The 20,850-nt window shown below is 61.7% G+C and carries 19 protein-coding genes; 4 read left to right on the top strand and 15 right to left on the bottom strand.

What is annotated here, in order from left to right:
- Positions 1 to 87: IS3 family transposase (locus MHY24_RS10595; RefSeq protein WP_239230518.1), on the top strand; the 87-nt coding region annotated here is incomplete at its 5' end.
- A 79-nt stretch (positions 88 to 166) separates the two neighbouring features.
- On the opposite strand, the gene secA is transcribed toward MHY24_RS10595, so the two are convergent.
- The 8 genes from secA to MHY24_RS10555 all read right to left on the bottom strand — a co-directional run bounded on the left by secA (position 167) and on the right by MHY24_RS10555 (position 9,758).
- Entirely contained in the window at positions 167 to 2,752 is a 2,586-nt protein-coding gene (secA, locus tag MHY24_RS10590) for a preprotein translocase subunit SecA (protein ID WP_239230516.1), read from the bottom strand.
- A gap of 225 nt (positions 2,753 to 2,977) precedes the next feature.
- Complete coding sequence (gene raiA / locus MHY24_RS10585) at positions 2,978 to 3,622, bottom strand: ribosome-associated translation inhibitor RaiA (RefSeq protein ID WP_204609920.1); 645 nt, start codon at positions 3,620 to 3,622, stop codon at positions 2,978 to 2,980.
- A gap of 144 nt (positions 3,623 to 3,766) precedes the next feature.
- Entirely contained in the window at positions 3,767 to 4,306 is a 540-nt protein-coding gene (locus MHY24_RS10580; protein WP_239193481.1) for a ComF family protein, read from the bottom strand.
- A 123-nt stretch (positions 4,307 to 4,429) separates the two neighbouring features.
- Positions 4,430 to 6,163 carry an MtrAB system accessory lipoprotein LpqB gene (gene lpqB, locus MHY24_RS10575; protein WP_239230514.1) on the bottom strand — a complete coding sequence of 578 codons (1,734 nt, stop codon included), beginning with the start codon at positions 6,161 to 6,163 and terminating at the stop codon, positions 4,430 to 4,432.
- A 2-nt stretch (positions 6,164 to 6,165) separates the two neighbouring features.
- Positions 6,166 to 7,944 (bottom strand): MtrAB system histidine kinase MtrB, encoded by a 1,779-nt coding sequence (gene mtrB / locus MHY24_RS10570; RefSeq protein WP_255712349.1) that lies wholly within the window; start codon positions 7,942 to 7,944, stop codon positions 6,166 to 6,168.
- Between the two features lie 68 nt (positions 7,945 to 8,012).
- The gene (gene mtrA, locus MHY24_RS10565; RefSeq protein WP_239230510.1) at positions 8,013 to 8,705 is read right to left on the bottom strand and encodes an MtrAB system response regulator MtrA; all 693 of its coding nucleotides are present in this window, start codon (positions 8,703 to 8,705) and stop codon (positions 8,013 to 8,015) included.
- A gap of 3 nt (positions 8,706 to 8,708) precedes the next feature.
- Positions 8,709 to 9,323: a dTMP kinase gene (locus MHY24_RS10560; protein ID WP_239193477.1), complete on the bottom strand. Its 615-nt coding sequence runs from the start codon at positions 9,321 to 9,323 to the stop codon at positions 8,709 to 8,711.
- 81 nt (positions 9,324 to 9,404) lie between these two features.
- Complete coding sequence (locus MHY24_RS10555; RefSeq protein ID WP_239230508.1) at positions 9,405 to 9,758, bottom strand: DUF4259 domain-containing protein; 354 nt, start codon at positions 9,756 to 9,758, stop codon at positions 9,405 to 9,407.
- Between the two features lie 247 nt (positions 9,759 to 10,005).
- Here MHY24_RS10555 and MHY24_RS10550 point away from each other — a divergent pair, with 247 nt between their 5' ends.
- On the top strand, positions 10,006 to 10,794 hold the full coding sequence (locus tag MHY24_RS10550) for a hypothetical protein (protein WP_204609928.1): 789 nt from the start codon (positions 10,006 to 10,008) through the stop codon (positions 10,792 to 10,794).
- Between the two features lie 243 nt (positions 10,795 to 11,037).
- Here the strand turns inward: MHY24_RS10550 and manA are convergent, their stop codons facing one another.
- Positions 11,038 to 12,267, bottom strand: a complete 1,230-nt coding sequence (gene manA, locus MHY24_RS10545) for a mannose-6-phosphate isomerase, class I (protein WP_239230506.1) — start codon at positions 12,265 to 12,267, stop codon at positions 11,038 to 11,040.
- A gap of 6 nt (positions 12,268 to 12,273) precedes the next feature.
- Entirely contained in the window at positions 12,274 to 13,296 is a 1,023-nt protein-coding gene (locus tag MHY24_RS10540; protein ID WP_239230504.1) for an exopolyphosphatase, read from the bottom strand.
- A 41-nt stretch (positions 13,297 to 13,337) separates the two neighbouring features.
- Between MHY24_RS10540 and cobA the strand changes: the two genes are divergently transcribed.
- Positions 13,338 to 14,075: a uroporphyrinogen-III C-methyltransferase gene (gene cobA, locus MHY24_RS10535; protein ID WP_239193469.1), complete on the top strand. Its 738-nt coding sequence runs from the start codon at positions 13,338 to 13,340 to the stop codon at positions 14,073 to 14,075.
- Positions 14,076 to 14,182: 107 nt separating this feature from the next.
- Here the strand turns inward: cobA and MHY24_RS10530 are convergent, their stop codons facing one another.
- The 4 genes from MHY24_RS10530 to MHY24_RS10515 are packed head-to-tail and all read right to left on the bottom strand — an operon-like array spanning position 14,183 to position 17,848.
- Positions 14,183 to 15,232, bottom strand: a complete 1,050-nt coding sequence (locus tag MHY24_RS10530; protein ID WP_239193467.1) for a sulfite exporter TauE/SafE family protein — start codon at positions 15,230 to 15,232, stop codon at positions 14,183 to 14,185.
- Positions 15,226 to 15,912, bottom strand: coding sequence for a sirohydrochlorin chelatase (locus MHY24_RS10525; RefSeq protein ID WP_204609933.1), 687 nt, complete (start codon positions 15,910 to 15,912; stop codon positions 15,226 to 15,228). Before MHY24_RS10525 ends, MHY24_RS10530 begins: the two co-directional genes overlap by 7 nt.
- 11 nt (positions 15,913 to 15,923) lie before the next feature.
- Positions 15,924 to 16,175: a hypothetical protein gene (locus MHY24_RS10520; protein WP_005322420.1), complete on the bottom strand. Its 252-nt coding sequence runs from the start codon at positions 16,173 to 16,175 to the stop codon at positions 15,924 to 15,926.
- Positions 16,172 to 17,848 (bottom strand): nitrite/sulfite reductase, encoded by a 1,677-nt coding sequence (locus MHY24_RS10515; RefSeq protein ID WP_204609934.1) that lies wholly within the window; start codon positions 17,846 to 17,848, stop codon positions 16,172 to 16,174. The genes MHY24_RS10520 and MHY24_RS10515 overlap by 4 nt, the downstream gene beginning before the upstream one ends.
- Before the next feature lie 253 nt (positions 17,849 to 18,101).
- On the opposite strand from MHY24_RS10515, the gene MHY24_RS10510 reads away from it, so the two are divergent.
- A complete protein-coding gene (locus tag MHY24_RS10510) occupies positions 18,102 to 19,457 on the top strand; it encodes an FAD-dependent oxidoreductase (protein WP_239230502.1) in 1,356 nt (451 codons plus the stop codon).
- Here the strand turns inward: MHY24_RS10510 and MHY24_RS10505 are convergent.
- Positions 19,454 to 20,821 (bottom strand): phosphomannomutase/phosphoglucomutase, encoded by a 1,368-nt coding sequence (locus tag MHY24_RS10505; RefSeq protein WP_239230500.1) that lies wholly within the window; start codon positions 20,819 to 20,821, stop codon positions 19,454 to 19,456. The genes MHY24_RS10510 and MHY24_RS10505 overlap by 4 nt on opposite strands.
- Positions 20,822 to 20,850 lie beyond the last annotated feature (29 nt).

Below are 20,850 nucleotides of genomic sequence, written 5' to 3'. Positions count from 1 at the left end.
TACAACACCGAACGCATCCAACAACGACTCAAGGGCCTGACCCCGATGCAATATCGAAATCAGACCCTTGAAGCCCTAACCGCCTAGAATTAAACCAGTCCAACTTTCGGGGGCCAGTTCAATCACGAGCGGGGGCGGGGCGGGATTGGACGAAGGGCGCCGAGGCCTAAGCCTCTACGGTGCCCTCACCGTTGCCGGAAGCGGTAGCAGCGGATTCGCCGGTCTGTTCCTCTTCCTGCTGCTTGAACTGCTTGCGCAGCATAAACAGCTGGCGGACGGTCTCTTCCTTCACGCCATCGTTCATGGCGTTGAACATCTCGCCGCCCTCCTTCTGGTACTCCACCAGCGGATCGCGCTGCGCCATCGCGCGGAGGCCGATGCCCTCCTTGAGGTAGTCCATCTCATAGAGGTGCTCGCGCCACTTCTGGTCAATGATCGGCAGGATGACCATGCGCTCGGTATTGCGCATCTGCTGCTCGCCGCCAATGGCGGTCACAGACTCTTCGAGCTTGTCGTACTCATTATTGGCGTCCTGGACCAAGGCGTCGCGAAGCTGCTCAGCAGAAAGCTCACCCGGGGAACCATATTCGGAGCCTTCCACCAGCTCCTCATGGGAAATGGTGGGGCCGTAGAGGGAATCCAGCGCATTCCACAGCGCGTCCAAATCCCAGTCCTCCACGTAGCCGGTGGCGGTAGCGCCAGCGACATAAGCGGACACGGTGTCATCGATCATGCCGCGAATATTGTCCTGAATATCGCCAGCATCAAGGATGTCGTGGCGGGTAGCGTAGACCACCTTGCGCTGCTCGTTGAGCACCTCGTCGTACTTAAGGACGTTCTTACGCATCTCAAAGTTCTGGTTCTCCACCTGCGCCTGGGCGCCCTTGATGGAGTTGGAGACCATCTTGGCCTCGATGGGGACATCGTCCGGAACATTGAGGCGGTTCATCATATTCTCCATGGACTGGCCCACGAAGCGCACCATCAACTCATCGCGCATGGACAGGTAGAAGCGGGTCTCACCCGGGTCACCCTGGCGGCCGGTACGACCACGCAGCTGGTTATCAATGCGGCGGGACTCGTGACGCTCGGTACCCAGCACGTAGAGGCCACCAGCCTCACGCACCTGGTCACCCAGCTTCTTAGAGCGCTCCCTCTCGGAATCGATTTCTGCTTCCCAGGCCTCCTGGTACTTCTCTTCATCCTCGAATGGATCGAGGCCGCGCTCGCGCAGCTTCTCATCGAGGATGACCTCAGGGTTGCCACCGAGCACAATATCGGTACCACGGCCGGCCATATTGGTAGCCACGGTGACGGTGCCGGGGCGGCCCGCACGGGCGATGATCTGCCCCTCTTCTTCGTGGTGCTTAGCGTTGAGCACGTTGTGCTTAATGCCGCGCTTAGACAGCAGCTGGGACAGGTACTCGGAGCGCTCCACGGAGGTGGTACCGACCAGAACCGGCTGGCCGGACTCGACGTGCTCGGCAATATCGTCCACTACGGCAGCGAACTTAGCTTCCTGCGTCTTGTAGATGCGGTCAGAGTGATCGGCACGCTGATTCGGCTTATTGGTAGGAATCGGCACCACATCCAGGTCATAGATGGAGTGCAGCTCGGCGGCCTCGGTTTCTGCCGTACCGGTCATGCCGGAGATCTTCTCGTACAGGCGGAAGTAGTTCTGCAGGGTAACGGTAGCCAGGGTCTGGTTCTCGTTCTTGATCTCCACCTGCTCCTTGGCCTCAATGGCCTGGTGCATGCCCTCGTTGTAGCGGCGTCCGGCCAGCACGCGGCCGGTGAAGCCGTCCACGATCATGACTTCGCCATTGCGAACGATGTAGTCCTTGTCGCGGGTGAACAGCTCCTTGGCCTTCAGGGCGTTGTTCAGGTAGGACACCAGCTGGGAGTGCTCGGGGGCGTAGAGGTTATCGATGCCGAGCTGATCCTCGACGTATTCCACGCCCTCTTCCAGCACGCCGATGGTGCGCTTCTTGTGGTCCACCTCGTAGTGGATACCCTCGCGCATACGCGGGGCCAGCTGGGCGAAGACGCCGTAGAACTGGGAGGAACCATCTACCGGGCCGGAGATGATGAGCGGGGTACGGGCTTCATCGATAAGAATCGAGTCAACCTCGTCCACGATGCAGAAGTTGTGGCCGCGCTGCACCACATCGTTGAGGGAGCGGACCATGTTATCGCGCAGGTAGTCAAAGCCCAGCTCGTTATTGGTGCCGTAGGTAATGTCGCAATCGTAGGCAGCCTTGCGCTCTGGTGGGCGCATCTCGGACAGGATGACGCCCACGGACAGGCCGAGCCAGCGGTGAACACGGCCCATCATCTCAGCATCGCGCTTTGCCAAGTAATCGTTAACGGTCACGATGTGGACACCCTTGCCATCAAGGGCATTGAGGTAGGCCGGCAGCAGCGAGGTCAGGGTCTTGCCCTCACCGGTGCGCATCTCGGCGACGTTGCCGAAGTGCAGGGCCGCACCGCCCATGATCTGCACGCGGTAGTGCTTCTGATCGAGGACACGCCAGGCAGCCTCACGGACGGTGGCAAAGGCCTCGAGCAAGATGTCATTCATCTCTTCGCCGTCTCGCAGGCGAGTCTTAAACTCGTCGGTCTTTGCCTTAAGTTCGTCGTCCGAAAGCTCCGCGTACTTATCCTCAAGGGCAATTACATCGTCTGCCATTTTGCCCAGGCGCTTGACCGTACGGCCCTCGCCCGCGCGCAGCAGCTTGGAAAGTCCAAACACGGTTAGTTAGTCCTTCTAGTCGCGACAATAAAGTTAACTCGTCGCTATTGTACTCACTCGCTTTCACAAAGCATCTCCCGCCTAGCACATAGGGCAGGCGCACAGCCTCCGTTCAGCCTGTATATCCCCCGCAACCTGCTTGCCGACGCCCCCTCCCCTAACCACACATTCGACCCCGCTGCATACTCGCAGCAGGGTCGTTAGCTAAGAGAAGTATGAGCTCCTTTAAGCTTCAGCGTCTTCCGATAGGGAGATAATGCCGTAGTCGTAGGCGTGGCGGCGATAAACCACGGACGGCTTATTGTTCTCCTCGTTGATAAAGAGGAAGAAGTCGTGGCCCACCAGCTCCATCTCGCTCAAGGCATCATCCACGCTCATCGGGGTAGCCGGGTGCTCCTTGGTGCGCACGATCTGGCCGGGTCGAACGTCCTCCACGGTCTCAGCATAAGGGTCAACGTAGCGCTCTTCCTTTGCGCGCTCAGCCTCGGCCTGCGCAACCATTTCAGCGGCAATCTCGCCGGTGCCCTTCTGCGCGCGGTGACCGCTCTTGACGTTTTCGCGGCGCACCTTCACCTTGCGCAGGGAGCGCTCCATCTTGCCCAATGCGGTTTCGAGCGCTGCGTAAAAGGAATCTTCCTTGGCTTCAGCGCGGGCGATATGCCCCTTGCCCGTAGCGGTGATCTGGATGCGCTCCGCCTCGGAGTCACGGCGCGGGTTCGGCTCGTGCTGTAGCTCCACGTGGAAGAAGGTCAGGGTGGGGTCAAGGCGTTCAATCTTGGCCAGCTTGTCATTAACTCGCTCTTGGAAGTGATCGGGGACCTCGACGTTGCGGCCCGTAATCGTTACCTGAGCTTTGTTCGGCTGGGACATTGAGATGCCTCCCTTGAGTAGTGGGGACTAGAATTAATCACAGTAACTATCTCTCTGTGACACTCCTCATGATAGCACTGGTTATGACCTTTGCGGGAGATTTTTAGGCAACTCCCCTACCTCGAGGGTGGGCACCACCCCTATCTAGGCATCAGCAAAGACCAATGCCCCACAGACTTCTACACCCGTGGCCTGCAGGGCGGCGATGCTGGCGGCGAGGGTGGCGCCGGTGGTAATGACGTCGTCGGCAAGCAGCGCAGGCGCCTGAGCAATAGGCACGCGCACGCGGACTCGGCCCTGCAGGTTTGCCCACCTATCCTGCGCGTTGAGCTCGGACTGGTCCGCGGTGGACTGGCCCATAGTAAGCGCCGCGCACACGCCCACACGCTGGTGCTGCGCCGCGGCGTGACACACAGCGGACACCGGATCTCCGCCGCGTGCCCGCGCCGAACGCGGCCGAGTAGGCGCGGGCACGAGGGTGAACTCGCGCGGGATATCGCCGCGGGCACTCAGATGGGCCAGCCCGGCCGCGAAGACGGCCCCCACATACTCGCGAACCGGCCGATTGCCTCGCTCCTTCATGCCAATAATGATGCGGCGGCGAATATCGGAATAGGGGCCGAGAGCATAGACGGGCGCGCCCAGCGGCCGAGGCCGGGCCACCATGTAGGGCGGCTGCCGCAAGTGATCGCGGCACTGTGGGCACAAAACCTCGCCCGGCGCGCCGCACCCAGCGCACGCACGCGGAAAAATAAGCTCCCCCAAGCCCATACTTGCCTCTCCCCAGCCGCGCAGGCCCTCTGGCGGCTAATTAGAAACGATAGGGGAAGAACGCCGACCCTGCAGGCCGGAGACCTCGCGCCAGTTGGTTTCGTCCATGACGGTGGAAGGAAGCTCAAGCATAGCGTGCGAATCAGTAATAAAGAGCTTGGTAGGTGAGGTTGCCACGGCCACCACGGGGGCGGTGATATTGCCGGTAGGCATGGTCGAGGCCGAGGAACCATCCTGCTCGATGCGCCATACGGGCGACTGGCTCGAGGAAGTACCCACGATGAGCGAGCCATCCGCATTCCAATCCAGCGAAAGGGCCGAGCCGGATACTTCGGGGCCCACCTCGCGGGCGTTGACGATGCGCTTATCGCCGCTGCTGGATTGGGCAACGGCCGCGATATACACGTGGCCATCAATAATCATGGCCACGCGCGCACCGCTATGGGACAGGCGGATAACGGAGATTTCGCCCTCGATATCGTCGATGCTGCGGGCATCCACCTCGGATTCGGAGATACGGCCTGTGGTCTTGGAGCGCACCACGCGCACGATGCGATCGCCATCGACCACGGTCCAGGCGGCTTGCCCGTTGTACTCGAAGGTCGGCCGTGCCAGTGTGGGGCCATCCACTGAATCCTGCAGCTGGCCGTCAAGCTCGCCTATCTGCAGCGAGAAGTCATTATTGGACTTGCGCCGCACTGCCGCAACGAGGCCGCTATCGGCAACATCCACGGATTGCACGTCACCGCTGCTGCCCAGCGTGGATTTCACGGGCTCGGCCACACCATCGTCCACCTCCAGCAGGTTGCCCTCATTGAGGGCATAGAGCTTAGACAGTGAGGTGCTGCTTTCCTCCGGGTTATAGTCCGCGAAGTCATCCACGCTCAGGCTATCCATGCCCTCTACTAGGTCACCGCCATCGGCTTTGACCTTGAAGGGTCCGGTATGGCCGGCTTCCGTAAGCGTCCACACCAACTGGGCTGCAAAGAGCGTGCGATCATGGGAGTCCAAATCAGCAAGGCCCTCGAATTGGTAGCCCTGTTCGCGGTCATAGCCGGCAAAGGTGACATTCTCCCCCGCTGCCCGCCGCGTAGCGGGCGCAATGCTGGCTGAAGGCCCCTCCATCAGCAGCGTAATGAGCGTCGACTCCGATTGTTCGCCGCCCTTATATAGCCAGCGGCGGTCTGGAACCAGCACATCGTTGCTTTGCTTAAAGAAGTACAGCGATTGCGGGGTGTAGTGATTGCGCATTTCATTGCGCTCCATTACTACTCCGGCCGGCAAGCCATCGACGCGCCACCTATCGTCTTGCATCTTCATGTAGATGACGGCCTCGTAGCCCTCGTTTTCCGGCACGTACGCACCGCCGGATTTCAGGCGGCCGATGATGGTGCCGCGCACCGTGAAGGCGCGCTCATTATCCCTCGAGCTTTGCTTACTTGCGGGCGCGGTAACGATGTCCAGGCTATCGACCACCATTACATCGCCGCTGGCGTCCCAGGCTTCGCGAGCGTTATCGGTCAGAAAGCCGCGCGCGACCTCATGGTCGTTTCCCGGTACGGCGGAAGCCTGGTAGAAATCGCGCAACGTCAGATCCGGGTCATCGCCGGGTTGCGGTGCAATGACTTCTTCCGGTCCATCCTCTTGCTGTTGGTAGGTACCGACTACTTGCGGGCCGGTGTTATTCGGCAGCGTGGAACAACCGCTGACGAACAGCACGGCCGCTGCGGTGCCGACAACCGCGGTCTTGCGATAGTTCGCTCTCAACACGCTTACTTCCTCCTACCCTCAAAGTCTGGGGCTTTATAGGCGCGCCTGTCTGGTGCGGCCGCGCCGCGGTTCAGTTCGCGTTCCGAAGGCCAGAGAATGCCATCGCCCTCCGCCTCGCCATCGGTGCCATTTTCGCTCTTGTCGACGTGCGGCGAGCTCATGCCCGAGGAAATGGCCGGCGTTGCAGCGGCAGGCCCTGCATCCGGTGCGGCGGCGCCAGTATCCTGTGCTTCTGGAGTTTCAACTTCGGATTCTGCCAGCTCACTACCATCCGCAGTGCTGGTGACGGGTGCGCCGGGAATCTCCACAGCGATGGGAGCCTCACCCACCTCGGTATTCGGGGTGCGTGGAATAATGAGGCGGAAGCGGGAACCAAAGCCCTCATAGCCGGTGGCATCTAGCGTGCCGCCGTGCAGGACGGCATCCTCGCGGGCGATAGCCAGGCCCAAACCGGTGCCGCCAGAGTGGCGCTTGCGGGAGGAATCCGCACGCCAGAAGCGGTTGAATACCAGCTCTTCTTGGCCCGGTTTTAGGCCCACGCCATGGTCCGTAACGGTAACGCCCACGGCAGTGTCCGTGGCTGCGACGTCAACCGCCACCGGATTGCCCTCCGAGTGATCAATGGCATTGGCCAAAAGGTTGCGCAAGATGCGCTCGAGGCGGCGGGAATCGGCCTCGACACCGATGCGCTCCTCCGGCAGATTGAGCTGGACCTCCACATCGAGCTCGCGGGCCAAATGCTCCACCTGCCCGTAGGCCGCCTCCACACACGAGCGCAGATCAATGGCTGCCGTAGACAAGTCCGCCACACCAGCATCGTGGCGAGAAATCTCCAGCAAGTCCGCGAGCAATTCCTCGAAGCGGTCGAGCTCGCTCGACATGAGGCGGGAAGCGCGCTGGGCACCGTGCGGCAGGCTATCGCTTTCCGCCTCAATCATGTCCGCGGCCATCCGCACGGTGGTCAAAGGGGTGCGCAGCTCATGGGAGACGTCAGAAGTAAACTGCCGCTGCAAATCGCCGTACTCCTCCAGCTGTGCAATTTGGGAGGACAGCTTATCGGCCATGTTATTGAAGGACGCGGCCAAGCGGCCCATTTCATCATCACTATCGACGGCCATGCGCTCCTTCAAATGACCCGCCGCCAAGCGCTGTGCGATGCGTGAGGCCGAGCGAATCGGCGTAATAACCTGCTGGGTGGCCAGCCAGGCAATGCCCACCAGCAACACCACGACCACCACGCCGGCAGCCGAAAGCAGGCCGCGCATCAGCGCCATGGTGGATTCTTCCGATTCCATGGACAACGCCAGGTAGACCTGTGTATGGGGAATATCGGTATCGGTAGGCGTGCCTACCAGCAAGGCGTTGTAGTGATCACCATTTTCGCGCGGCGCTGGGAAATACTGTTGCGCAATCTGGCCTTTATCCACCATCTCGCGCAGCTGATCCGGTACGGGAAAATCCTCGGGCGAAGTGGTAACAGAGCCATCCTGGTTTTCCACCACGATGACCGGCTCGTAGACCGTCTGGGCGTCGCCCTGCTGGGCGGAGAGCTGGCCCAACGCAGCGCGAGCGGAATTAATGCGTACCTGGACGGAGTTAGCAGAACTGGTGGCATCGATCTGCTGTTCCACGGCCGTGCGGGCACGCTCCAGCTCCTGTTGGGCCACGTCTTCCTTCTGGCTGACCAGGCGCTGGGTAAGCACGGACACCAGCGCGTAGGCCAAGATGATCATGACCACCGAGGAGGCGACCAAAATCATGCCAATGACGCGCGCCTGCAAAGAGGTGCGCCACGTTGTAATGAAGGCGTCTCGAATGCGCCTTAGACGCTCAATGATGCCGATGGTCCTTACTCCCCGGCGCCGGCCTTGCCGGTCTTATAGCCCACGCCGCGCACGGTCAGCACAATCTGCGGGTCTTCCGGATCGTGCTCGATTTTGGCACGCAGGCGCTGCACGTGCACGTTAACCAGGCGCGTATCAGAGGCATTGCGATATCCCCACACGGATTCCAGCAGCGATTCACGCGTATGCACCTGGCCGGGGCGACGCGCCATCTCCAGCAGCAGGTCAAACTCAAGCGGGGTCAGGTTCAGCTCGGTGCCATCGGTGCGGCGCACGGTATGCTCCGGCACATCAATGACAAGGTCCGCAACCTCCAGGATTTCAGATTCCGCAGAATCGGTGCGGCGCAGGCGCGCACGGATGCGGGCGATGAGCTCCTTGGGCTTGAATGGCTTGGTGATGTAATCATCCGCGCCGGATTCAAGGCCGAGGACCACATCAACCGTATCGGTTTTGGCGGTCAGCATAACGATGGGCACGGAGGATTCACGGCGAATGGCACGGCAAATATCTACGCCATTCATGCCCGGAAGCATGAGGTCCAGCAGGATGAGGTCCGGCTCGTGCTGTTCAAAGGCAGGCACGGCGTCATTGCCGTCCATGACCGGAATGGGGTTGAGTCCCTCGGACTCGAGCACAATGGTCAGCATCTCTGAGATAGCTGGATCGTCATCGACAACCAAAATCTTGGGCGCCACGTTTTATTCTCCTACAAGGTCTTTTATCGCTGAAATAATAGTATCCGCATCGGCGGTAGCGATCCAGCGTCCGCCCCAGCCCGCATCTGCTAGGCGCCGGTAGGCCGCGGCGGTGCGTTCTTGCAACCCGCCATCGCGTTCATAGCGGTCGCGTTCCCGGCTGGCGTCTGCTTGGGCTCGTGCCTGCGCTCTTTCCGACGCCACCTCAACCGCCGTATCCAAATACACCTGCAGGTCCGCCTGCGGCAGGCCGAGGGTGCCAAATTCCAAATCGTGCACCCATTCCATCACCGCATCGTCTTCGAGCCGTGCCGCCGAATACGCCGCATTGGAAGCCACGTAACGATCCAGGAGCACCACAGTGTCGGATTCCTTGGCGCGCTGCAGCTGATCCTTTACGCCATAGCGATCCAACGCGAATAGCGTCGCCATGGCATAAGCCGAATCCGTGAGGTCGCCCATCTTTCCATAGAGTGCTTTCTGCGCTAGCTGCGCGTGAATCGAGTCCGCATAGCGCGGAAAGGCAATAACCTCTACGGGCCGGTCCAACGACTCCTTGAGTGCGGAGACCAACGTATTTTTACCGGCACCGTCGATGCCTTCGATGCTGATCAGCATGGGTGTGGGTTATCTTCCCTTCTGTTACTTCACCTGCGGGGCCGCTGTCGCGCGGCCGCTGCCGCGGGCAGCAGGTTCGGATTAGGACAGGGCCTCAATGAAAGGCTCGAGGTCATATTCTTCCTCGACGTTTTCGAGCACCTCGAGGGCATTTTCCGTCAAGGTCTCGCTGCCAGAGCCCACCAGTTCCCTAATATAGGGGTAGTCTTCGACAACTTCGCCCGCGCTAAAGGGCGCACCAGCCCAAATGGCAGCAATGGTGGCCGCCGCTTGAGCATTCTGCTCTTCTTCTTCGCTGAGTTTTGGCTTGCTGTGTGCGACCTCGCAGGCATCCTCGACGGCGCGAATTACCCCTTCTTCATCGAGGTTTGTCATTTCGTCCAAGAAATCGACGTTGAGGTCCGTGCTGAAAATATTTTCGTCCCAAGTACTCACTTTTTGACTCCTTCGATGCTTTCAGCGCCATTTATACACGCTTTCTTGGTGAAAGAAAGCAGACAATGAAAAGGTTTGCATGGCCTTCTACGCCCGTGAACTGCTTTTTTGTTTACTTATCACAGAATTGCGACGCCGTCGCAATGTTTCCCAAACATGATAGTCTCGTTACCAACTTGTTACCGGGGCGCCGTATCGCCCTCCCCCTTGGGCTGTAACGGCCCGCCTCATAGAAAGGACAGCCACGATGAAGCCAGATTCGCGCCGCGTCTACGTGTTCATTGTGGCCGGACTGATCGCCGCGGTCGTCGTCGGAGTCGCCGTCTGGCGCATGAGCTCGCCAAGCGCCAACTATTCCAATGCCGCGGATCAGTCCGCGACCACCTCCGTCTCCCCGACCCACACCGCAGCCGAGGAGACCACCACTTCTTCCACGGACCGCTCTCCCTCGAAGAAGCACTCCTCGCGCACCACGACATCTACTGCCTCATCCGGTGATGCCAAGCACCAGCAGCCGCACAACAACGATCCGTTTCTCGCCCCTAATGCGGTAGTGCGCCCACAGGCAGCAACCCAGCCCACCAAGGTCTACCGTCCGGAGAATATCTCCCCGCAGGGCACCGCCTCGCAGGGCAATACCACCACCCAGGGTGGTCAGGGCACCGGTCAGGGAAATCAGCGTCTAACGCCTGATTACCCGAGCAACCAGAACGGCTCGCAGGCTACTGGTGCCCCGCAGAGCAACCAGGGCGGCACCACCCCGCCGGCCACCACTGGTCCGTCCACTCCACAGCCCTCACCTGAGGCACCTGCCGCGCAAGATAACTCGGGCAAGAATTCCAACGCTCCGGCCCAGGAACCAGCTGGCACGGAGCGACCCGAGGCCGAGAAGGCGGAGCAGGAACAGCTCACCGGCCATGCCGCTGCAGAGCGATCTTCCGCCGATCAGAACCAGGAGCCTACCGACTTGGTGCCAACTAAGCAGGCACCGGCCACGGCCCAGCAGGCTCCGAGGGAAGCGGCGCCTACGCGCTAATTCGGAGCCGGTTCTCGGCGTAGACGAACAAAACAAGCACGTTTCCTCGATTTTAAAGGCAGAAATCGGGGAAACGTGCTTGTTTTGCATGTGCTGGAATGCGGTAGTTACGAAGCAGCCACAATATTCGCCAAAAATTGGGCGGAGCAGACCGCAACGCGGCCGTGATGAAGACTGAAAAGCACGCTTCGCCTGAAACCGGAGGGCAGGCGGCGAAGCGTGCTTGTGTGGGTTAAACGCGGACTAGGCGCGGGCGACGAAGAGGTCGGCGGCGTCGGATTCCGCCGTAGCGGTAACGAGACCCTCGGAGGCTGGCAGCCAGACGGCCTGGCCTGGGGTCGCGGTGAGGGTCTTGCCCCCAGCATCGGTAAAGGTTACGGAACCTGCGGTACACAGGGCGATGGTCGGGCCATCGTAATCAAGATCCACAGAAGACGAACCGGTAAGCTCCACGCGATCCAGCAGGAATTCCTCGATGGGTACTGGGTAGGACCATGCGGCGGCATCGTGGACATTGTCTTGGGCGGACTTATCTTGTTGCTGCACACGCGGCTCATCGGCAGCGGCGTACGTCAAGACCTTGACCAGCTCTGGAACGTCCACGAACTTAGGCGTCAGGCCACCGCGCAACACGTTATCGGAGTTCGCCATGATCTCCACGCCGAGGCCCGAGACATAGGCGTGAAGCTGACCGGCATCCAAGTAGACGGCCTCACCGGGCGAGAGCTCGATGTGGTTGAGCAGCAATGCGCCCAGCACACCGATATCGCCTGGGTAGCGCTGGTTGAGATCCAGCACCGTGGACATGACGCGGGACTTCCAATCGGCTGGGTCGGCGGCGATCAGGCGCTCGCCAGCGGCAACAATGGCGGAAATGAGCTCCTTGCGCTTGGCAGACGGAATGGTAATCCACGTGGTGAAAAGGACGCGCAGGTTGGCGGACTCGGTGGTTGCCGAGGGGTCGTCGTCAAGCATGGCAACGTAGTGGTCCAGCTCCGGGCACTCGAGGGCGGCAAAAAGCTCGCGGGTGCGCGCCAAGGGGCGGAAGCCGGCCATGGCATAGAAATCCGTGAGCGCGACAATGAGCTCGGGCTTGTGATTATCGTCCTTGTAATTGCGATTAGACGCGGTGAGCTCGATGCCGGCGGCGTTTTCGCGGGCAAAGCCCTCTTCCGCCTGCGCCTTTGACGGGTGGGCCTGCAAGGACAGCGGCTCCTCGGCCGCAAGCACCTTGAGCAGGAAGGGCAGGCGCTCGCCGTACTCGGCAGAAACGCGGCCACCTAGCTGCCCTGCCGGATCCTCGGCAATGACCTCATTGAGCAGGCGGCCATCCACCGTGGAAGGGTCGCCGGGGTGGGCGCCGAACCACAGCTCTGCGACGGGCTTGTCGGAATCGGGCTGGCCCTGCAGGTGCGGGATAAGGGTACGCGAGCCCCAGGAATAATTGCGAGTGGCGCTGTGCAACAGCTGCATGTGTTTCTATCCTTTAGAAATCTCGTAGGCGGTCGCGGCAAAACTCCGCGTAATAAGCTGCAGTGAGCGGGCAAGATGCCCCATGCCCGGTTCCGGGTCGATGCTGCGGACTGCAAGCGAGTTGGGCAGGTTCGCCTCTTCCTGCCCCCAGAAAACTACCTTCAAGGGTACCAAAGCGCCCTCAGCACCATCGCCATCAATGAAGGGGTCAAAGAAGAGATCAGTGGCCGGGGAACTATCAGAATCCCGGTCGAGCGCGCGCCGCAATTCGGCTGGGTCCACATAAGCGCTCGGCAGGCCATGTACGGCCCAGATGGTCGCGGCCATGCGGGCCACGAGGGCGTCGAGCTGCACGTGCTCGCGACGCGCAGAATAAGAGTACGGGTCGAGCACGCAGGAATGGATGACGCGGGCGCCGTCGATAAACTCGCGCAGTTGGCGGCCCGGATTGGTAGTGGCATCGCGCTCGGGAGAAAGCTGGGCGAGCTCGCGGTCCACGGCCGCAGCGAGGTCCTCAAGGGTCTCCTTCACCGCGGTCGGGCCCTGATAGAGCAGGCAGCACAGCGCATGCAGGGCGGCAATGCTGCGCGCGGGCGAGCTACCCTCGGCCGTCGGCAAGCAAGGTGCGACGAGCGTATCCTCCGGGCAGTCCTCCACCAGCGGGCCCTTAGCCGGTCCGATGAGCAGGGTGGTGGCACCGCGCTGGCTGGCAGTTATGAGGGCGCGCGACGCCCAGTCGCACTCGCCGGGCTCGCCGACGACCACGACCAGGTCCAGCGCCCCCACGTAGCGCGGGAGCGATTCGGTCACCACAATTGGGATCCGCAGCGGCTCGGCTAGGCCAACTCCCAGGTGGGCGGCCTGGCGGGCAATCGCGTCGGTGGGAATAATCACAAGCGAGCGGGGATTGAGCCCGCTGAGCGCCTCGCCCCAGCGCTCCACTTCTCCGGCCACCAGGCGGATTTGGGCGCCTTCGTGCGCCACATCAAAAAAGCGCACGGTTTCGGCATCATAATTACCGGTATCCATGTGGCCCAAGCATAGTCGGGCGCCCACTAAGATGAAGTCCTATGACTTCCGCACAGATCCATCCTGTAACCCTGATTGGCGGCGGCCCCGGCGCGTGGGACCTCATTACCGTGCGCGGCATGCGTGCCCTGCAGGATGCAGAGGTTATCCTTGCCGATCACCTGGGACCTACGGCGCAGCTCGATAAGCTGTGTGATATTTCTTCCAAAGAGCTTATTGACGTCTCCAAGCTCCCCTATAAGAAGTCAATCTCGCAGGAAAAGATCAACGAGCTGCTCATCGAGCACGCCCGTGCCGGCCGCAAGGTGGCCCGCCTTAAGGGGGGCGATCCCTTCGTCTTTGGGCGCGGCTTTGAAGAGGTGCAAGCGCTGGCGGAAGCGTCTATTCCCACCACGGTCATTCCGGGCGTGACCTCAGCCATTTCCGTACCTGCGGCCGTCGGAATCCCAGTAACCCAGCGCGGCATCGTCCACGGATTCACGGTGGTTTCCGGCCACCTTCCGCCCGGCCATGAAAAGTCCTTGGTGGACTGGGCAGCGCTTGCCCGCTCTGGCGCCACGCTGGCTGTCATCATGGGCGTGAAGAATGCCCCGGCGATTGCCAATGTGCTTATCGACGCCTCCCTCTCCCCCTCCACTCCCTGCGCCATCATCCAAGAGGGCACGCTTTCTACCGAGCGCGCCTACCGTTGCACCTTGGGCACCCTTGCGCAGACGATGGCCGAGCACGAGATCTCCGCGCCGGCGGTCTACGTCATCGGCGAGGTTGCCGGGCTGTAGCACCCCCTCGAGGCCTTCAGGGTCCGCGAGGCCAACTTGTGGCCGCGCTCTACCCCACCGCAGTTGGGGTTTAGCCCGTATCGTGGCCAAAGGTCGCGGCAGAAGGGCTACGCGCGGTCAGCGGCGGGGCTTTCGGGCGCCTTATCCTGCACGATGGTTACGGCAGACCTGCGCGAACCGTGGACGCGGTAGGCGGCAGCGACGCGCTCCGGATAATCCGGGGCATGGAAATCCGCGTGGGCGGCTTCCTCAGCGTTTTCGGCTTCCAATTCCGCCGCACGCGCACGCCTGGTGCGCAACGCGCCACGAATGGTGGCTGCAACGCCAGCCGCGACCACGACCGCGATGGCAACGGGGGTAACTGCTGCAGGCACTGCCCAGCCAAAGTACGTCTCGGCACCGCCGATCACCTTGCTGATGTTCAGGCCCACGATGGCGGTGCCCACCAGTCCGCCGAGTAGGATCGGGTTGATGCGGGAGATGAGCCACGCGGCGATGGGCGCGGTGATAGCGCCGCCGATGAGCAGGGCAATAACTGCGGCCAAGTTGGCGACGATATCGTGCCAGAGACCGACGATAAAGCCCGCGGTAGCGCCGAAGGTCACCAGGAACTCAGCGGCGTTGACCGTACCCACGATGCGGCGCGGCTGCTCGCGGCCGATGGCCATGAGCGTGGAAGTCGACACCGGGCCCCAACCGCCGCCACCGGTGGAATCGACGAATCCGCCCACAAGGCCCAGTCCGGCCAGAAACGGCGTGGAGTGGGTGCGCTTATAGGCGGAGCCACGGCGGCGCGGTTGGGAGAAACGCCAAATGAGGTTCGCGCCGATGCCGACCAGGATGAGTGCGGTCACCGGCGCGGCCGCCGCGGTGGAGATATTCGACAACAACGTAGCGCCCAAAAAGGCGGCGATCCCGCCCGGCACGCCGAGACGGACCACGGTTTTCCAATCCACGTTGCCAAAGCGCGCGTGGCTCAATCCAGAAATGGCCGTGGTACCAAGCTCGGCGGTATGAACGACGGCCGAGGCCTGCGCGGGGCCAAGGCCGGCAAGAAGCAGCATCGTGGTGGACGTGACGCCAAAGCCCATGCCGATGCCACCGTCCACGAGGTTGGCGGCCGCACCGGCGAGCGCGATGAGGATGAGGGTTAGCATGGCACGAACACCTCTTGTGCGGCGCGGCGGGCGTGGTGAAAGCGGTCTGCGACGAGGCCCGCGAGGTCGGTTCCTAGCGGGCGGTCGACGGTTGCGGGAACGCCCGCCAGCCGGTCCAGGAGCAGGCCCTCGGTCACGAAGAGCGGAATCACGCGCACGCGAGAGGGGTCTTGATGCTCGCGGCACAGGGACACGATCCCTTCGCGACCACCGCGAGTGGCGAATTCCACCGCCGTAGGTACGCCGGTGAGCGCGAAGGTGCGGTGGGCGAGCTCACGGATGGCATCGTTCGCCGCAGTATCGGAGGACCCAACGGAGTAGATGACCACATGGGCATCGCCAGGCCGGGTACGGGAGGCGAGCACGCGGGCGAGGTCCTCGCCGGTGCCGAGCCCAGGGGCGAGGTGGAGGGAAAGGTGGGAGGTTTGGGCGGCGTCGGCAAGCGTGCGCGGGACGTCCACGCGCTGGTGGTAGCCCTGGGTAAAAAGCAGCGGAACTACAACGGTCTCGGTCTCCCCGAGCTGGGCGAGCTCGAGCGCGGCCATGGTGAGGTCGGGCTCGTTGAATTCCAGGTGCGCCGCGCGGGCTGGTCGCAGACCCGTGGCCTGGGTCAAACGCTCAATGCCGGCCGCGGCGCCCGGGTGCCGCGAACCGTGGGACAGGGTAATAAGTGCGGGCATGGGGCGCATCCTTAAGCCTGCGGTGCCGTGGAGTGTCCGCGGCGGGCAAGCGAGCGCTTTAGGGCCTCGTTGGAGGACACGGCCGGTGCGGGGGCTACCGGGGCATCGTCTTGGCCGTGAAAGCGCACGGAGAAAATCCGCAGGCATTCCTGGCACTTCCAGGCAAAGTCATCTTCCTCATCCGGGAAGAGGTCGGTGCCGGCGCAATACGGGCAGAAGCTGGGATGGTTGCGGTTGGGGTTGGGCTGGCGGCGAAAATTCACTGCAAGTCCTCCTCCTTGGCGCGCAAGACCCAGTGGCGGAATTGCTCGCCTTCCTCGCGCTGCTCTTTGTATTTGTTGACCAGGCGAATGACGTACTCGGGCACCTCATCGGCGACGACCTTGTGGCCGCGCAGCTTACGGCCCCAGTCCGGGGACAGGCCAAGGGCGCCACCCAGGTGGACCTGGAAACCCTCGACGCGGTTGCCCTCGGAATCGGTAACAATCTGGCCCTTCAGGCCAATGTCCGATACCTGCGAACGCGCACAGGCGTTGGGGCAGCCGTTGAGCGCGATGGAAATCGGCACGTCCAGATCTCCCAAGGTGTCTTCCAGGGTGTCTACCAACTCGATGGCGCGGGCCTTCGTGGTCACGTGCGCGAGCTTGCAGAACTCCAGGCCGGTGCAGGAGATGACGCCGCGGCGGAATTCGGACGGCTGGGAGTACAGGCCGGTCTCATCGAGCGCGCGGGAGAGCGCCGGAATGTCTTCTTCCTCCACATCAAGGAAGAGCAATTCCTTCATCGGGGTGGTGCGAATGCGGCTGATGCCGAACTTTTCGGCCACGTCCGCAATGGCGATGAGCTGCTCGCCGGTGGCGTGTCCCACGGTGGGCTTTACGCCAACGTAGAACTTGCCATCCTTCTGGCGGTGCACGCCAAGATGATCGCGGGAGCCGGGCTCGACCTCCAGTGGGATGCCATCCAGCAGTGGCTTGTCTAGGTATTCTTCCTCCAGCACCTGACGGAACTTTTCGATGCCCCACTTGGCTACCAAGAACTTCAGGCGGGCGCGGTTGCGGTTGCGGCGGAAGCCGTAGTCACGGAAGATGCCGACCACCCCGGCCCAGACCTCCGGCACGCGCTCTAGGGGAACCCAGGCGCCGAGGGACTGCGAGAGCATCGGGTTGGTGGACAGGCCTCCACCAACGAAGCAATCGAATCCCGGGCCGTATTCGGGGTGGTTCGCGCCCACGAAGGCAACGTCTTGAATCTCGTGCGTGACGTCCTGACGGGAGTTGCCGGAGATAGCGGTCTTGAATTTGCGCGGCAGGTTATGGAATTCCTCGCGCGGCAGGTAGTTATTCTTGATTTCTTCGATGGCCGGGGTGGCATCGATAATCTCGTCCTCGGCCACGCCGGCAACCGGAGAGCCCAAGATGACGCGGGGAACGTCACCGCAGCCCATGAGCGTGCTCAGCCCCACTGACTCGAGCTTGTCCCAAATGGTGGGCACATCCTCGATTTGAATCCAGTGCAGCTGGATATTCTGGCGGTCCGTAAAGTCCGCCGTGGAGCGGGCATAATCGCGCGAGATCTCACCGACGGCGCGCAGCTTGGCAGGATCGGCACGCCCGCCGTCGAAGCGCACGCGCATCATGAAGTACTCGTCCTGCAGCTCGGCGTTGGACAGCTTGGAGGTCATCTCGCCGCCCAAGTTCTGGTTGCGCTGAGTATAAAGGCCCAGCCACTTGAAGCGAGGGGCTAGGTCATCGGCTGGGATAGAGGAAAATCCCTGCTTGGAGTAGATATCGATGACGCGCTGCTTGGCAGAAAGCCCGCCGTCTTCCTGCTTAATTACCTCATCGTTATTGAGGGGCTCGGTACCGTCAATCTTCCATTGGCCTTCGGGCTTTTTGGCGCGGTGCGTGCGCTTGGTATTAGTCGCGGTGGTCATGGTGTAGATCTCAACCTGCCTTTCCAAAGTATTGAAAGACAACCTACCCGTCTAAAATGAGCAGACAAAGCGGTCTTTTTTAATTTCACGTAAAAAATCGCCCTGAACTGGACGAAAGGAAGAATATTTTTAGAATCTAATTCAACTCCTTGCCGCAATCTAGACTAAACGGTTCAATGCCCAGAAAGATAAGCCTCCAAAAATGAACCTAGCGGTCTAGACCCCGCAATTAAGAGAAAGGCATTCACGCAGCATGAATCAGCCCCTGAAGGTAGCCGTCATCGGCGCAGGTCCGGCCGGCATCTATGCCTCCGATATCCTGGTGAAAAAGACCGGCGGCGAGGTACAGATTGACCTCATCGAGCAGATGCCCGCGCCCTTCGGCCTCATCCGCTACGGCGTAGCGCCGGACCACCCGCGCATTAAGGGCATCATCAAGTCCCTGCACCGCGTGCTCGATACCGAGCAGATTCGCCTGTTGACCAACGTGCACATCGGCCGTGACATCACCGTTGACGAGCTGCAGCAGCACTACGATGCCGTGGTCTTTGCCACCGGCGCCGTGGGCGACCGCCACCGCGATATCCCTGGCGCGGACTTGGACGGCGTGCATGGCGCCGGCGAGTTCGTCGGCTTCTACGATGGCAACCCGCGCTTTGAGCGCGATTGGGATCTGTCCGCCAAGGAGGTGGCGGTCATTGGCGTGGGCAATGTGGGACTGGACGTCTCCCGCATCTTGGCCAAGACCGGCGATGAGCTCAAGGTCACCGAGATCCCCGATAATGTCTACGAGTCCCTGGCTAAGAACCAGGCTGAGACTGTGCGCGTTTTCGGACGCCGCGGCCCGGCGCAGGCCAAGTTCACTCCGCAGGAGCTCAAGGAGCTGGACCATTCTGAGTCCATTAATGTTGTGGTCTCCCCCGAGGACATCGACTATGACGAAGCCTCGCTGGCCGCGCGCCAGGAGAGCAAGTCCACCGACTTGGTGTGCCAGGTGCTCGAGCAGTATGCCATCCGCGATCCCAAGGAGGCGCCACACACCCTGCAGATCCACCTCTTTGAGCAGCCGGTAGAGATTTTGGGCGAGGACGGCAAGGTCAGCGGCATCAAGACCGAGCGCACCGCCCTCAATGGCGATGGCAGCGTGCACGGCACCGGCAAATTCACCGAATGGCCCGTGCAGGCGGTCTACTTCGCCACCGGTTACCGCTCCGATGCGGTCGATGGCGTGCCCTTTAACCAGGACAAGAACGTCATCAATAACGATGGCGGCCATGTCATCGATGCGGCCGGCGCGGTAGTGCCGGGTCTCTACACCACCGGGTGGATTAAGCGCGGCCCAGTGGGCCTGATTGGCAATACCAAGTCCGATGCCACGGAGACGATTGGCATGCTGCTTGCCGACGCCGCTTCTGGTGCCCTCCCCTCCCCCTCCAGCACCGCGGATATCACCGAAGTCTTTGCCGAGCGCGGTATCGATTACCTGACGTGGCAGGATTGGCAGCGTTTGGACGCGGCCGAGCGCGCCCTAGGCGAGCGCGAGGGCCGCGAGCGTAAGAAGTTTGTGGAGTGGGAGGACATGGTCTCCCACTCGCGCGCCGAAGTTTAGCGACGAATGATGGCAAGGACTTCGTCGACGATGGACTGCACCTCGTCGGCGGTCTTTGCCTCTACATTGAGGCGCAGCAGCGGCTCCGTATTGGACGCGCGCACGTTGAACCATGCCTCGGTTCCCTTGAGCTCGACGGTCACGCCATCGAGCTCATCGACGGACTCAATCTTATCGGCCAGCTCATCCAGCACCGCCTGGGTAGCGGCCTTCTGGTCCTCCACGGTGGAGTTGATCTCACCGGAGGCCTCGTAGCGGGAGTACTCCGCCATGAGCTCGCTCAGCGGCTTATCGGACTGGCCCAGCGCGGCCAGCACGTGCATCGCAGCAAGCATGCCGGAATCGGCGTTCCAGAACTCCTGGAAGTAGTAGTGCGCGGAGTGCTCGCCACCGAAGGCGGCCTGGTGCTCGGCCATCTGCGCCTTGATGAAGGAGTGGCCCACGCGGGTGCGCACCGGGGTGCCGCCCTTTTCCTTAATGAGCTCCGGCACGGTCTTGGAGGTAATCAGGTTGTGGATGATGGTAGCGCCGGGGAACTTCTCCAGGTAGCGCTCAGCAACCAGTGCACAGATGGCAGAAGGAGAAACCGGCTGGCCCTTTTCATCCACCACGAAGCAGCGGTCCGCATCGCCGTCGAAGGCCAAACCAATATCAGCCTTCTGATCCACGGTGAACTTCTGCAGATCCACCAGGTTCTTTGGATCCAAGGGGTTCGCCTCGTGGTTCGGGAAAGTGCCATCGAGCTCGAAGTACAAATCGCGGACGTCGAAAGGCAAGCCATTGAAGACGGCCGGCACGGTGTGGCCACCCATGCCGTTGGCGGCATCGACAGCCACGACGAGCGGCTTGGAATCCTCCAGCGGTACCAGCTTGCGCAGGAAGTCGGCGTAGCCGGCCAGAATCTCCTGCTCGGCAATTGCGCCCTCGGTGCCGGTGAACTCCGGGGTGCCGTCGATAAGCATCTGCTTAATCTGCTCCAAGCCGGTCTCCTGGCCCACCGGTACCGCGCCGGCGCGGCAGAGTTTAATGCCGTTGTACTTGGCTGGGTTATGGGAAGCGGTAAACATAGCGCCCGCACACTCCAGGGAACCGGCGGCGTAGTAGAGCTCGTCGGTAGAGGTTAGCCCCAGCAGGGTCACGTTGAGGCCCTGCGAGGTCACACCCTCAGCAAAAGCGCGCGCCAGAGACGGCGAGGACGGGCGCATATCGTGGCCGACAGCCACGGTGTTTTCGCCTTCTTCCCGCAGGATGGCGGCAAACGCGGCGCCCGTATCGCGCACGAAGTTCTCATCGATATCTTCGCCCACCACGCCACGGACGTCATAGGCCTTAATTATTGCATCAAGATGCTCACGAGTTCGCATAACCTGCAATAGTACTCCCGCCCGCTGGG

The organism is Corynebacterium sp. ACRPQ (assembly GCF_022347225.1).
Classification (GTDB): domain Bacteria; phylum Actinomycetota; class Actinomycetes; order Mycobacteriales; family Mycobacteriaceae; genus Corynebacterium; species Corynebacterium tuberculostearicum_D.
Note: the sequence above shows the minus strand (reverse complement) of the source record. Positions and strands in the feature narration are given on the sequence as shown.

What these genes read in the sequence shown, in the direction of transcription:
- raiA (WP_204609920.1), bottom strand. Translation starts at nt 3,622, where the DNA reads ATGTCCCAGCCGAACAAAGCTCAGGTAACGATTACGGGCCGCAACGTC.
- MHY24_RS10560 (WP_239193477.1), bottom strand. Translation starts at nt 9,323, where the DNA reads ATGCTGATCAGCATCGAAGGCATCGACGGTGCCGGTAAAAATACGTTG.
- MHY24_RS10550 (WP_204609928.1), top strand. Translation starts at nt 10,006, where the DNA reads ATGAAGCCAGATTCGCGCCGCGTCTACGTGTTCATTGTGGCCGGACTG.
- manA (WP_239230506.1), bottom strand. Translation starts at nt 12,267, where the DNA reads ATGCAGCTGTTGCACAGCGCCACTCGCAATTATTCCTGGGGCTCGCGT.
- MHY24_RS10540 (WP_239230504.1), bottom strand. Translation starts at nt 13,296, where the DNA reads ATGGATACCGGTAATTATGATGCCGAAACCGTGCGCTTTTTTGATGTG.
- cobA (WP_239193469.1), top strand. Translation starts at nt 13,338, where the DNA reads ATGACTTCCGCACAGATCCATCCTGTAACCCTGATTGGCGGCGGCCCC.
- MHY24_RS10530 (WP_239193467.1), bottom strand. Translation starts at nt 15,232, where the DNA reads ATGCTAACCCTCATCCTCATCGCGCTCGCCGGTGCGGCCGCCAACCTC.
- MHY24_RS10525 (WP_204609933.1), bottom strand. Translation starts at nt 15,912, where the DNA reads ATGCCCGCACTTATTACCCTGTCCCACGGTTCGCGGCACCCGGGCGCC.
- MHY24_RS10515 (WP_204609934.1), bottom strand. Translation starts at nt 17,848, where the DNA reads ATGACCACCGCGACTAATACCAAGCGCACGCACCGCGCCAAAAAGCCC.
- MHY24_RS10510 (WP_239230502.1), top strand. Translation starts at nt 18,102, where the DNA reads ATGAATCAGCCCCTGAAGGTAGCCGTCATCGGCGCAGGTCCGGCCGGC.
- MHY24_RS10505 (WP_239230500.1), bottom strand. Translation starts at nt 20,821, where the DNA reads ATGCGAACTCGTGAGCATCTTGATGCAATAATTAAGGCCTATGACGTC.